This is a genomic window from Variovorax sp. YR752, assembly GCF_943372545.1.
The window spans coordinates 1-11,800 of sequence record NZ_CALRZC010000249.1 but is presented as its reverse complement, the minus strand read 5'-3'; the positions used below and the strand labels follow the sequence as shown (position 1 = coordinate 11,800).

Here is an 11,800-nt window from a genome sequence, read left to right as displayed (position 1 = left end):
CGAGATGGCCGAACCAGATGCCCCAGCCCGGGTCGATGCGAAAACCGATCTGCTGCGCGATGCCCAAAATCATGGCGCCGGCCAGCGTGCCCCAGAACGAGCCCATGCCGCCGATGATCACGGCCTCGAAGGCGAACAGCAGCAGCAGCGGGCCGTCCGACGGCGACACCGTGGTGCGCATGCCCTGCAGCGCACCGGCGATGGCGATCAGCACGAAGGCGATGCCCGTGGCCAGCGCGTAGACCTGCTTGGCCTTCAGGCCCATCAGCTCGGCGATCTCGCGGTCGTCGGACACCGCGCGGAAGGTGCGGCCCAGCGGCGTGCGCGCGAACATCCACTGCATCACGGCCGTGGCCGCCACCGCGACCGCCAGGATCACCAGCGGCAGTGCGCCCAGCGCCAGTGCATCGCCCAGCGGCACCGACGCGGTGGCCAGCGCACCGACCTCGATGGCGCGCGGGTCGGCCGAGAACAGCTCCAGCAGCAGGTTCTGGATCACGATCGACAGGCCGAAGGTCACGACCAGCGAAGGCAGCGGGTCCTTGCCCAGCGTGCCGTTGAGCACATGGCGCTGCAGCAGGTAGCCGAAGCCGAAGGCCAGCGGCAGCACCGCGAGCACCACCAGCCACGGCACCGCGGCACCGGTCATCGAGACGCCGGCGATCACCGCGAAGGCGCCCAGGATGATGAAGTCGCCCTGCGCGGTGTTGGTCAGCCGCATGACGCCGAACATCAGCGACTGGCCGAGCGCGAACAGCGTGTAGAGACCGCCGAGCAGCACGCCCTGGAGCAGGGTTTCAAGCATGGGAGTCCTCGATGCCGACGCTGCCGAAATAGGCTTGCGATATCTGCTCGGCCGTGAGTTCGTCGGAGCGCCCCGTGAGCGACACGCGCCCGTCCTGGAAGCAGTACACGCGCTGCGACACCTGCCGCGCCATGCGCACGTCCTGCTCCACGATCACGACCGTCATGCCCTCCCCCGTGATGGCCGGCATGGCCGCATAGATCTCGCGGATGACGACCGGCGCCAAGCCGAGCGACAGTTCGTCGCACAGCAGCAGCTCGGGGTTGCTCATGAGCGCTCGGCCCAGCGCCACCATCTGCTGCTGCCCGCCTGACAGCGAGGTGGCAGGCTGGCGCCGCTTCTCGGCCAGGATCGGGAACAGGCCGTACAGCCGCTGCAGGTTCCACGGCCCCGCGCGGCGCGGCGTGGCGCCCATCAGCAGGTTCTCTTCCACGCTCAGGCTCGGGAACAGGCGCCGGCCTTCCGGCACCATCGCCAGGCCGCGCCGCACGATCTCGCCGGGCGGGAGGCCGCCGATGGGCGCGCCCTTGAAGCGGATCGCTTCGGACGGCGCGCGCAGCAGCCCCGTGAGGCTCTTGAGAAAGGTCGACTTGCCCGCGCCGTTGGCGCCGATGATCGCCACCAGCTCGCCGGCCGACAGCGTGAAGTCGATGCCGAACAGCGCCTGCGCATCGCCGTAGAAGGCCAGAAGGCCGTGGGTGTCGAGCAGTGCAGTCATGGTCTTTTCCCCCTCCCCTTCCGGGGGAGGGCTGGGGTGGGGGCCAGCGGCGTTCGATGAGGCGCCGCGGCGAAACCGGCGCCGTCGTGCCCCCATCCCAACCTTCCCCCGGAAGGGGAAGGAGCCATGCGAAGACAGGTCGCAGTCATGCCTCGATCCCCATGTACACGCGCCGCACCTCCGGGTCGTTCATCACCGCGCGCGGCGGGCCTTCCGCGAGCTGCTGCCCGAAGTTGATGACGAACAGCCGGTCGGCCAGCGACAGGAGCGCATGCACCACGTGCTCGATCCAGATCATGGTCACGCCGCGCGCCTTGATGCGCTTGAGTTCCGCCACCAGCACGGCCGCCTCGGGCTCGGTGAGCCCGCCCGCGATTTCGTCGAGCAGCAGCAGGCGCGGCTTGGTCGCGAGCGCGCGCGCCAGCTCGAGCCGCTTGCGGTCGAGCAGCGTGAGCCCGCCGGCCGGCTTGTTGGCGTGTGCCGCCAGGCCGGTCTGGCCCAGCACCTCGTACGCCGTCTCCCACGCCTCGCGCTCGGACTGCTGGCCGCCGAAGCAGGCGGCGGTGACGAGGTTCTCGAACACGCTCATGTGGCCGAAGGGCTGCGGCACCTGGTAGCTGCGGCCGATGCCGGCGCGACAGCGCTGGTGCGGGCGCAGCCGTGTCACGTCGCGGCCCGCGTACTCCACGCGGCCGGCGTCGACGCGCGCGTCGCCCGAGATCAGGTTGAACAGCGTGGTCTTGCCCGCGCCGTTGGGCCCGAGGATGCCCAGCGTCTCGCCCTCGGTCACCGACAGCGTGATGCCGTCCGTGACCTTGAGCGCCCCGAAGGACTTGCTCACCCCATGCAATGCCAGCAGCGTCATGGCAACGGCCACTCAGAGCAGGCGCAGCGCGCCGCCGGTGGGAATCGCTTTCGCGGCCTCGTTGTTCACCAGCGTCAGCTCCATCTTGCGCTGCTTGCCCTTACCCCACTGGCCGAGCACCAGCGGCGTCTTGCTGACGTTCTTGAACGGGCCCTGGCCACCCCACTTCACGGGGCCGACCACGGAGTTGATCGAGGTCGCGGCCACGGCGTCGCGCACGTCGCCGGCCTTCAGCGACTTGGCACGCGACAGCGCGTTCGCCGCCACCTCGAACAGCGCATGCGCGAACCCGATGGGCTGCGTCCACTGCTTCTTCGTGCCGGCCTCGTAGGCCTCGGCCAGCGCCTTGGCGCTTTGCTGCGTGAGGCTGGAGCTGAACGGATGCGACGGGCTCCACCACACCTCGGTCGAGAGACCATCGCCCAGCTCGCCCAAGGCCTCGATGGCACCCGGGAACAGCAACGCCTTGCCGAGCGTGATCACCTTGGGCTTGAAGCCCTGCTGGCGCGCCTGCGTGAGAAAGGTCTTGGCGTCGGGCGGGATCACCACGCCGGTGACGATCTCGACGTTGTCGCGCTTGAAGGCCGCGATCTGCGCGCTGAAGTCCTGCGTGCCGTTCTGGAAGCGGCCGGGGTCGGTGAGCGTGAAGCCCATCTGCGCGAGCGGCTTCGGAAAGCCCAGCTCCTTGTCGCCCCAGGCATTGCCGTCGCCGTCGTTGGGGAACAGGCCGCCGACCTTCTTGTTGGTGGCCACGGTCTTCCAGCCGGCAGTGAAGGTGGCGATGACGTCCTCGAGCCCCCAGAACACGTGGTAGGTCCAGTTGAAGCCCTTGGCCGGGTCGCCCTTGCGGCCGAAGAACCACGGCTGCCACGGCACCACGCTGGAGATGCACGGCACCTCGTTGAGTTCGCAGGCATCGCTCACCGGGTTGGCGGTCTCGGGCGTGCCGGCCGTGAGCACCAGCGCGACCTTGTCCTTCAGAATCAGGTCGTTCGCCACCTCGCCCGCGCGGTTGGGGTTCGACTGGCTGTCCTTCAGCACGATCTGCACGGCGTACTTCTTGCCGCCGACGGAGATGCCGTCCTTGAAGGCGACCTTCATCTGCTCGATCACCCATTTGTCGGCCTCGCCGAAGGGCGCGAGCGGCCCGGTCTGCGGCGACACGTAGCCGATCTTGAGCGTGTCGGCGGCGAACACCAGCGGTGTGGCGCCCGAGGCCACGAGTGCGGCGGTGGCCTGCGTGAACTGTCTGCGGTTGAATGTCATGGCTGTCTCCTTCGTTGTTCGTGTGTGTGTCTGTGCCCGCGCCGTGGGCTAACCCGGCGGCTCGCCGTCGAAGGCGCGCTGCAGCAGCGCGCGGATCGCGTCGCGCTCGGCCGGGCCGAAGGGCCGCGGGTTCCAGTAGGGGTTGGAGACGGCGATGTCGGCCGCGCGATCGAGGTCGGCGGCGCGCATGCCGATGTCCTTCAGCGCCACCGGCGCGCCGTTGTCGCGTGCCAGCGCATAGACCGCCGCCGGTGCCGACACGCCGCCGAGCGCGCGCGCGATGCGCGCCATGGCACGCGGCGCGGCCTGCGCGTTGAACGCGAGCGCATGCGGCAGCACCACCGTGTGCACCTCGGCGTGCGGCAGGTTGAAGCTGCCGCCCAGCGTGTGGCACAGCTTGTGGTGCAAGGCCATGCCCACCGCGCCGAGCACGCCGCCGCAGAGCCAGGCGCCGTAGAGCGCGTCGGAGCGCGCCGCCAGGTCGTCGGGCTGAACGCGGATGGCGGGCAGTGCGCGTGCAAGTGCGGCAATGCCCTCCTCGGCCATCAGGTCCATCACTGGGTTGCTGTCCTGCGCATACAGCCCTTCCGCCGCGTGCGCGATGGCGTTGATACCGCTCGTCACGCTCAGGCCCACGGGCAGCGTGCGCGACAGCTCGGGGTCGTAGATCACGGTGCGCGGCAGCACGCGCGGGTCCTTGCCGGTCCGCTTCAGGCCGTTCTCGGTGAGGCCGTAGATCGGCGTCATCTCGCTGCCCGCGTAGGTGGTGGGAATGGCGACGATCGGCAGCCCGGACTCCAGCGCGATGGCCTTGCCCAGCCCCGTGGTGGAACCGCCGCCCAGCGCCACGGCGCAGTCGGCGCCGAGCTGGCGCGCCAGGTCACGCGCCTCGCGCGCCGTCTCGACGGGCACGTGCATCACGGCACGGTCGAACAGGCCGGCCGCCTGCGCACCGAGCGACGCCGCCACGCGCTCGGCCTGCGGGCGCTGCTCGGGCGTGCAGAGCACCAGCGCCCGCTTCGCGCCCAGCGCATCGATCTCGCGCGCCAGGTGGCGCAGCGAACCGGCGCCGAACACCACGCGCTGCGGATGGGTGGTGTGGATGAAGTCGTGCATGGCGCGTTCCGTTCAGCGCACGAAGTGCGGCGGAATCTGCGCGTCGACGTTGACCCACACGCTCTTGACCTGCGTGTACTCGCGCATCGCGTCGAAGCCCATCTCGCGGCCGTAGCCGCTCTGGCCCACGCCGCCAAAGGGCGAGCCGGGGTTCACGCGCTTGTAGCTGTTGATCCAGACCATGCCGGCGTGCAGGTCGCGCGCCACCTTGTGGGCGCGCTGCAGGTTGTTGGTCCACAAGCCGCTGCCCAGGCCGTAGTCGGTGCCGTTGGCGATCTGCATCGCTTCTTCGTCGCTCTTGAAGGTGAGCACGGTGACGAAGGGGCCGAACACCTCTTCCTGCGCCACGCGGTCCTGGTACGACTTGGCGCGCACCACGGTCGGCTCGACGTAGCAGCCTTGTGCAAGGTCGCCGCCGGGCGACCTGCCGCCGGCCAGCACCTCGCCGCCCTGCGCCTGCGCGACCTCGACATAGCTCAGCACGCGGTCGCGATGCTGGGCGCTGGTGAGCGGGCCCATCTCGGTGTTCTCGTCGAGCGGGTTGCCCAGGCGGATGGATTGGGCCAGCGGAATGAACTGTTCGAGGAATGCGTCGGCGATCTTCTCGTGCAGCATCAGCCGCGAGCCCGCAATGCAGGCCTGCCCCTGGTTGTGGAAGATGGCCCAGGCGCTGCCGTTCACGGCGGCCTGCAGGTTCGCGTCCTCGAACACGATGTTGGGGCCCTTGCCGCCGAGCTCGAGCTGCACCTTCTTCAGGTTGCCCGCGCTGGCCTGCACGATGCGCCGGCCGGTGGCGGTGCTGCCGGTGAAGGCGATCTTGGCGATCTCGGGATGCTCTGCGATGTACTGGCCCGCCACGCTGCCCAGGCCGGGCAGCATGTTGACCACGCCGGGCGGCACGCCCGCCTCGGCCATCAACTCGGCGATGCGCAGCGAGCTGAGCGGCGTGATCTCGGCCGGCTTCATCACGATGCAGTTGCCGGCCGCGAGCGCGGGCGCCATCTTCCAGCTCGTGAACATGAGCGGAAAGTTCCACGGCACGATCTGCCCGACGATGCCGACGGGCTCGCGCAGCGTGTAGTTGAGAAATCCCTCTTCCACCGGAATGGTTTCGCCCTGGAACTTGTCGGCCATGCCGCCGAAGTAGCGAAAGCACGCGGCGGTGCGCGGCACGTCGAGCCGGCGCGAGTCGCGGATCGGGTGGCCGGTGTCGAGCGATTCGAGCCGCGCGAGCTCTTCGCCGTTGGCCTCGATGAGGTCGGCCAGCTTCAGCAGGATGCGGCCGCGGTCGGCGGCGGCCATGCGGCTCCACTTCGGGAACGCACGCTTCGCGGCGGCCACGGCCTTGTCGACGTCGGCCTTGCCGGCCAGCGCGACCTGGGCGATGGGCGTGTTGTCGTGCGGGTTCAGCGTGGCGAGCGTCTCACCGGATTCGGCATCGACAAAACGGCCGTCGATGAAAAGCTGGTGGCGGATGGAAAGAGCAGGCATGGGTTCTCCTCGCCCTCCCGCGCGGGGAGGGTTGGATGGATGGGTGGCGGAGGAAAAAAGGAGGCGGGCCGGCCGCTCAGAACTCGACCGGAATCTCGGGCGACTCGCCCTTCTGGATCTCGAAGACCAGGCTCGGCGAGCCGTTCTCCCACACCAGCAGCATCGAGCGCTTGGGGCTGAAGCCCTGGTGGCGGCAGTAGGCGGGCATGGCGGCCATGTCGCCGGCCTTCATGATCACGCGGGCCATGGGCTTGCCGGTGTTCTTGTCGCCGCAGTCCCAGTGGATCTCGTCGGTCATCTGGAAGAACCACTCGACGCGGTCGTTGCCGTGGATGATCGGCAGGATGTGCTCTTCGGTTGTCGGGCACATGTAGCTGTGCTTCACCACCGAAGTGAAGCTCGGGTTCCACGTCACCTGCGAACGGCTCAAAAAGCCGAAGAGGTTGAAGGCGTGCACCTCGTTCTCGAAGCCGGGCTCGGGGTGCAGCTCGGGCTGGGCCTGCGGCACGTCGGCAAAAGCACGGTTGATGGGCGCGCCGCGTTCGTCGCTGCGCAGGTCGAGGTCGCCCTTCAGGCCCACGCAGCGCTTGGCCAGCTCGCGCGCCCGGGTGATCTTGGCGGTGTTGTTGCCGCTCTTGCGGCCGTAGGCCGAGCCGGTTTCCTGCGGCGCGGCGAAAGGGTCGAAGCTCTCGTTGGTCCAGTCGTCGAGCATGGCCTCGAAGGTGGCGCGGATCTGCGCGGTGGGGAAGTTCTCGAGCAGGTCGATGCCCGCGTCCTTCATGGTGCCGTTGAAGCTGCCGGCGTACAGGTCGACCGAGTCGTAGTGGTTGATGGTGCCGAACACGTTGTCGAAGTTGACCCAGCCGTAGAAGAAGCCCCAGGCCACGTCGCGCATCAGCGCACGCAGGTAGCTGCCGGCGTCCATGGTGTGGCTCATGGGACGGCCGTCACGGGTCTTCCAGGTGATGTGGGCAAAGTACTCGTCGCGGCGGAAGCCGAAGCTGCCGAGCGAAAAATTCTTGTAGCCGAGCGTGGCGTCGGGCTGCGATGCGAGGACCTTGGCGAGTTCTGCGGGTGCGTTCATGGTGTGGCTCCTGGATGGCGGATTCAGTGCGTCTGGCAGATGTCGGCCCACTTCTCTACGGAGAGGTCGCCCTTGCAGGTCTGCAGCACGATCACGCCGGGGTCGCCGGCCACGCGGAACTGGTAGGCCGTGTTCTTCGGCAGCAGGCCCTGGTGGCCGCGCGAGAGCTTCATCCAGCCCATCTTCTTGCCCTGGGGTTCGCCCTTCACAAGCACGGCGCCGTTCTTCTCGGTGTCGGCCACGGTCTGGGCCGCATCGAGCTGCACGAGGTGCACTTCGACCTCGCCGTCCATCACCAGTGCGAACTCGTCGTGCGCGCTCGTGTACCAGGGCGAGGGGCCTTCGGCGCGCAGCGTTTCCAGCACGTAGATCTGGTTCTGGCCGAACACGACCTTCTCGTACGGTGCGCTGATGCTGGCGATCTCGAAGCAGTTGGAGAACGCGTAGTGGCGCACGTCGTCGTCGATCGGCTCGACATGGCCCTTCTCGAAATGCTTGAGGGACCCGAAGCGGGTCTGGTATGCGACGGTCATGGTGTCTCCTGAGGTGCCGGACGATGCAGCGTGGCGGCTGCGATGTCTGCACTGTAGGAAACGAAGGGCCACAGCGGTAGGCCCGAAACGCGGGCCGCATTGTTCGGCAAATCCGTTCAATGCACAGGGTTTACCCCGGAACGGACGGCGCTCGCGTCAGGCGTCCGAGATCAGGCCCGGCGGCAGCAGGCCCCGTTCGATCATGGCCGCGTCCCACGGCGGCACCTTCGAGAACGCCTGGGTCAGGTGCTCGATGAAGAGCCGCAACTTGAACGCATTGCGCGAGGTGCCCGCGTACACCGCGCTGAGCGAGAACGACGACAGCTGGTGCGCCGGCAGCACCACTTCCAGCTCGCCGCGCAGGATCGCCTCGCCGGCCACCAGCGTCGGCAGGCAGACGATGCCGGCGTGCTCCATGGCGTATTCGCGCAGCAGGTGGACGCTGTTGGTGAGCAGCGCGGCGCTCATGTACATCGTGACCTGCTCACCGGCGTGGTGAAAGGTCCAGCGGTCGCGCGTGGGGTAGCCCGAGTACAGGCCGAGCGTGTGCTTGTGCAGCTCGCGCGGGCTCGCGGGCCGGCCGTGCGCGCCCAGGTACTCGGGCGTGGCGCAGAACACGCGGCGCACCGGAAACAGCGGGCGCGACACCAGCTCGGTCGACGCCGCCGGAAAAATCTGCAGCGCGCAATCGACGCCCGCCTTCACCGGATCGACCACCGCGTCGCTCACGATGAGTTCGAGGTGGATATCCGGAAAGCTCACCTGGAAGGCCCGCAGCAGCGTCGCGAAATGCCCCAGCACGAAACCGGTGAGCGCATGCACGCGCAGCGTGCCGGTGGGCCCGTCCTTGGCGTCGCGCATCTGGTCCATGATGTTGTTGGCCCGGCCGACCAGCTCGACGCAGTCGCGCAGGAAGGCCTGCCCCACGTCGCTGAGCCGGACCACGCGCGTGCTGCGGTGGAACAGCGGCGCGCCGACATGGTCTTCGAACTGCTTCACGCGGCTGGTCACCACCGACTTCGACACCCGCATCTGACGCGCGGCCTCGGCAAAGCTCTGGGTCTGTGCGACCCGCACGAAGGTCTCTATGTTGTCGAGTCGGTCCATGGGGCATGCAATGTAGCGGTTCTGCGGCGGCGGCCGGTCGGCCGCACAGGTGTGAAGTACTGCGCAATCCCGCACGGAGATTGACCGCACCCCCTTCAATTCGCTCACAAATGTGAGCATTTCCCTGTGGGATTGTTAATGAGACAACTATTGTCCAGCCCCGAAGCACCCGAGGTGCATAACAAATCAAACCAGGGAGTTCCCATGACCCAATCCACCAAATCCACGATCACCGTGATGCTCGCGCTGGCGGCATCCGTTCTCATGAGCGCCTGTGTGCACCACCACGCGCCACCGCGTGCGGAGCCCGCGCCCGCGCACAAGGGCGGCAACTTCTGCCCGCCGGGCCAGGCCAAGAAGGGCAACTGCTGATCGCCCGCCATGCTGAACCCGTTTCTGCGTGACATGACGCCCGACGAACTGCCGGCCGGCACCTCGCGGCCGGCCTACATCGCGCTGCTGCCAGTGCTGGCGTACGTGCTCGTGGCCATCGCGTTCCTGAGCATGTCGGTGGTCGTTCCGAGCCTGGTCGTGGCCTGCCTGTTCGCGACCGCGGCGGCCATGTCGCTCGGCGCGGGCGTGGTGCTCGGCATGAGCCTCTGGATCTTTCCGCAGCTGTCGCGCTGAGGGTCAAGACATGAGCACGTCCAACGCTTCCGTCTTCCGCGTCCAGAGCTGGCGCACGACCTTGCTCGCGGCCTCGGTCGTGCTGCTGATCGTGATGGCGCTGCTCATGAAATGGCTCGTCGAGCTGCAGGTGGAAACCGCGCAGGAGCGGCAACTGCGCGAAGCCGTTGCGCGCGAGGCGGACGCCCGCTGCTTTGCGCTGCCCACGCGACTGGAAGTCGACACCTGCCGGGCCGTCAACGCTGCGCGCGTCGCGCCCTGACGTCGGCCGCGCTCACCCGAAGGTGAACGCGTAGGCCTGCGCGCCCGCGTCGAGAAACTCGATCTCGAACAACCGCTCCCTGCCGCCCGCCGACTGCCGCACCAGCTGGTACAGCTTCTGTGCATCGACCACGCCATGGCCCTGGGCATCGGTGTCCGCGCCGTGGTCCGCCAGCGGCGGCTGGCCGTCGACCCGCACCGTGAAACGCACCGGCTTGCCGTCGGCCATCGGCCCCAGCACCAGGTGCAGGTCGCGCGCCTTGAAGCGGTAGGCGATGCGGCCGTTGGCACGGTTCAGCACAGCACGCTCGGCTTCCACGGTCCAGTCGCCGCCCAACGCCCACTGGTTGGTGCGCAGCGATGAAGCCGCGGGCTCGTAGGCCTTCGCACGGTCGCGCGCGATGCCGCCGGGCGACGCAAAGCCGTGCGCACGGGCATGGCCCAGGTAGGTTTCACCAGACTGTGCCGGCTCGGCGCCGGGCGCGGCCTGGGTGCCCTGCCCCAGCGGCGCCACCAATCCAGCGGCGACATTGCTGGCCTGCCCGGCCTCGGCCAGCAGCTGCTGGATGACCTGCTCGGCCTTGTCGTAGCGGTTCTCACCGAACTGGTGATGGCGGATGCGCCCCTGCGCATCGACGAAGTAGAACGCCGGCCAGGCCTGGTTGTCGAAGCCACGCCAGATGGCGAAGTCGTTGTCCAGCGCCACCGGGAACCCGATGCCCAGGTCCTTCACGGCCTTGCGCACGTTGGCCGGGTTCTTCTCGAACGCGAACTCCGGCGCATGCACGCCGAGGACGACCAGGCCCGCGCCCTTGTACTTGTCGGCCCACGCGCGCACGTAGGGCAGTGTGCGCAGGCAGTTGATGCACGAGTAGGTCCAGAAGTCGACCAGCACCACCTTGCCGCGCAGGGCCTCGGGCGTGAGCGGCGGCGAGTTGATCCACCCGGTCGCGCCGGCCAGCGACGGCAGGTGGCCTTCGACGCGGAGGTTGTGCGCGGGCACCGGCGCCGGGCGAGCGTCCGAGACGCGCATGAAGCCGGTGTCTGCGCGCTGCGCCTGCGGCGTGTCTTTGCGGAGCGTGTCGACCAGCGCCTGCTCCAGTGCCGACGTGGTGCCCAGCGACAGGCGCGCGAGCCAGCCGGTGTCCAGCCCCAGCGCGATGGCGCCGACGCCTGCCAGCACCGCCGCGCCGGCGATGCGCCGCACCCTTTCGCCAGTCGGCAGCGTGCGCTTCAGCGCTGCGAGCAATCGACCGCCCGACAGCAGCGCCACCGCGAGCGACGTGCACGCGCCGGCGGCATAGGCGAGCAGCAGCAGCGAGGTGCCGACGCTCGCGCCGTTGAGCGCCGCGCCCGTCAGGATCAGCCCGAGGATCGGCCCCGCGCACGGCGCCCAGAGCAGGCCCGTGCCCACGCCCAGCCACAGCGGTGAAAACGCCGAGCCCTGCGCGTCGGACATGCGCAAGCCCAGCGCCACGAGCGGCCGACTCAGGCGGTCGGCCACGCGCGGGAACAGCAGCGTCGCACCGAACAGCGCGAGCAAGGCCATCGCGGCGTAGCGCCCGTATTCGTTGAGCGTGACGACCCAGCCGCCGCCCACCGCGGCCAGCGTGGCGACCATGGCAAAGGCCAGCGCCATGCCCACGAGCATCGGCAGGCCGTGCGAGCGGAACGGACGGTCGGCGCGCGCGAACACGAAGGGCAGCACCGGCAGGATGCAGGGGCTCAGGATCGTGAGCACCCCGCCCAGGCAGGCGATGAGGAGGATGAGCATGGTGTGAAAGGTGTTGGATTGGCTTCAGCGGACCGGCGCGGCGGCCAACGCCAGCCGCGCCTCGAGCCCGCCTTCGGCGCGGTTGTGCAGCGTGAGTTCGGCGCCCATGGCCATGGCCAGCTGATGCGCAATGGCGAGGCCCAGGCCGGTGCC

Annotated in this window: 14 protein-coding genes; 3 read left to right on the top strand and 11 right to left on the bottom strand. The window is 68.8% G+C overall.

Annotated features, from left to right (window positions below):
• The 9 genes from AAG801_RS35315 to AAG801_RS35275 form a co-directional block, all read right to left on the bottom strand.
• Window positions 1–805: branched-chain amino acid ABC transporter permease (locus AAG801_RS35315; RefSeq protein ID WP_341892609.1), on the bottom strand; the 805-nt coding region annotated here is incomplete at its 3' end.
• A complete protein-coding gene (locus AAG801_RS35310) occupies window positions 798–1,523 on the bottom strand; it encodes an ABC transporter ATP-binding protein (protein ID WP_341892608.1) in 726 nt (241 codons plus the stop codon). The genes AAG801_RS35315 and AAG801_RS35310, both read right to left, overlap by 8 nt.
• A 145-nt stretch (window positions 1,524–1,668) precedes the next feature.
• Window positions 1,669–2,388 carry an ABC transporter ATP-binding protein gene (locus tag AAG801_RS35305; RefSeq protein WP_341892612.1) on the bottom strand — a complete coding sequence of 240 codons (720 nt, stop codon included), beginning with the start codon at window positions 2,386–2,388 and terminating at the stop codon, window positions 1,669–1,671.
• Between the two features lie 12 nt (window positions 2,389–2,400).
• Window positions 2,401–3,654 (bottom strand): ABC transporter substrate-binding protein, encoded by a 1,254-nt coding sequence (locus tag AAG801_RS35300; protein ID WP_341892607.1) that lies wholly within the window; start codon window positions 3,652–3,654, stop codon window positions 2,401–2,403.
• Between the two features lie 48 nt (window positions 3,655–3,702).
• Window positions 3,703–4,770, bottom strand: a complete 1,068-nt coding sequence (locus AAG801_RS35295) for a maleylacetate reductase (RefSeq protein WP_341892606.1) — start codon at window positions 4,768–4,770, stop codon at window positions 3,703–3,705.
• A gap of 12 nt (window positions 4,771–4,782) precedes the next feature.
• A complete protein-coding gene (locus tag AAG801_RS35290; RefSeq protein ID WP_341892611.1) occupies window positions 4,783–6,246 on the bottom strand; it encodes an aldehyde dehydrogenase family protein in 1,464 nt (487 codons plus the stop codon).
• 91 nt (window positions 6,247–6,337) lie between these two features.
• Window positions 6,338–7,345, bottom strand: a complete 1,008-nt coding sequence (locus tag AAG801_RS35285) for a hydroxyquinol 1,2-dioxygenase (RefSeq protein ID WP_341892605.1) — start codon at window positions 7,343–7,345, stop codon at window positions 6,338–6,340.
• Window positions 7,346–7,368: 23 nt separating this feature from the next.
• A complete protein-coding gene (locus AAG801_RS35280) occupies window positions 7,369–7,878 on the bottom strand; it encodes a hydroxyquinol 1,2-dioxygenase (RefSeq protein WP_341892604.1) in 510 nt (169 codons plus the stop codon).
• A gap of 156 nt (window positions 7,879–8,034) precedes the next feature.
• The gene (locus AAG801_RS35275; protein ID WP_341892603.1) at window positions 8,035–8,985 is read right to left on the bottom strand and encodes a LysR family transcriptional regulator; all 951 of its coding nucleotides are present in this window, start codon (window positions 8,983–8,985) and stop codon (window positions 8,035–8,037) included.
• A gap of 204 nt (window positions 8,986–9,189) precedes the next feature.
• On the opposite strand from AAG801_RS35275, the gene AAG801_RS35270 reads away from it, so the two are divergent.
• The 3 genes from AAG801_RS35270 to AAG801_RS35260 are packed head-to-tail and all read left to right on the top strand — an operon-like array spanning window position 9,190 to window position 9,874.
• Window positions 9,190–9,357: a hypothetical protein gene (locus AAG801_RS35270; RefSeq protein WP_180839010.1), complete on the top strand. Its 168-nt coding sequence runs from the start codon at window positions 9,190–9,192 to the stop codon at window positions 9,355–9,357.
• Window positions 9,358–9,366: 9 nt separating this feature from the next.
• Window positions 9,367–9,612, top strand: coding sequence for a hypothetical protein (locus AAG801_RS35265; RefSeq protein WP_341892602.1), 246 nt, complete (start codon window positions 9,367–9,369; stop codon window positions 9,610–9,612).
• Window positions 9,613–9,622: 10 nt separating this feature from the next.
• Window positions 9,623–9,874: a hypothetical protein gene (locus AAG801_RS35260; RefSeq protein WP_341892601.1), complete on the top strand. Its 252-nt coding sequence runs from the start codon at window positions 9,623–9,625 to the stop codon at window positions 9,872–9,874.
• Window positions 9,875–9,886: 12 nt separating this feature from the next.
• Here the strand turns inward: AAG801_RS35260 and AAG801_RS35255 are convergent, their stop codons facing one another.
• Both AAG801_RS35255 and AAG801_RS35250 read right to left on the bottom strand, forming a co-directional pair.
• Window positions 9,887–11,647, bottom strand: a complete 1,761-nt coding sequence (locus AAG801_RS35255) for a cytochrome c biogenesis protein DipZ (protein WP_341892600.1) — start codon at window positions 11,645–11,647, stop codon at window positions 9,887–9,889.
• 24 nt (window positions 11,648–11,671) lie between these two features.
• On the bottom strand, window positions 11,672–11,800 hold a 129-nt coding region (locus AAG801_RS35250), incomplete at its 5' end, for an ATP-binding protein (protein WP_341892610.1).

Bases quoted from the DNA above. Each gene is read 5' to 3' on its own strand.
- AAG801_RS35310 (WP_341892608.1), bottom strand. From the start codon at position 1,523: ATGACTGCACTGCTCGACACCCACGGCCTTCTGGCCTTCTACGGCGAT.
- AAG801_RS35305 (WP_341892612.1), bottom strand. From the start codon at position 2,388: ATGACGCTGCTGGCATTGCATGGGGTGAGCAAGTCCTTCGGGGCGCTC.
- AAG801_RS35300 (WP_341892607.1), bottom strand. From the start codon at position 3,654: ATGACATTCAACCGCAGACAGTTCACGCAGGCCACCGCCGCACTCGTG.
- AAG801_RS35295 (WP_341892606.1), bottom strand. From the start codon at position 4,770: ATGCACGACTTCATCCACACCACCCATCCGCAGCGCGTGGTGTTCGGC.
- AAG801_RS35285 (WP_341892605.1), bottom strand. From the start codon at position 7,345: ATGAACGCACCCGCAGAACTCGCCAAGGTCCTCGCATCGCAGCCCGAC.
- AAG801_RS35280 (WP_341892604.1), bottom strand. From the start codon at position 7,878: ATGACCGTCGCATACCAGACCCGCTTCGGGTCCCTCAAGCATTTCGAG.
- AAG801_RS35275 (WP_341892603.1), bottom strand. From the start codon at position 8,985: ATGGACCGACTCGACAACATAGAGACCTTCGTGCGGGTCGCACAGACC.
- AAG801_RS35270 (WP_180839010.1), top strand. From the start codon at position 9,190: ATGACCCAATCCACCAAATCCACGATCACCGTGATGCTCGCGCTGGCG.
- AAG801_RS35265 (WP_341892602.1), top strand. From the start codon at position 9,367: ATGCTGAACCCGTTTCTGCGTGACATGACGCCCGACGAACTGCCGGCC.
- AAG801_RS35260 (WP_341892601.1), top strand. From the start codon at position 9,623: ATGAGCACGTCCAACGCTTCCGTCTTCCGCGTCCAGAGCTGGCGCACG.
- AAG801_RS35255 (WP_341892600.1), bottom strand. From the start codon at position 11,647: ATGCTCATCCTCCTCATCGCCTGCCTGGGCGGGGTGCTCACGATCCTG.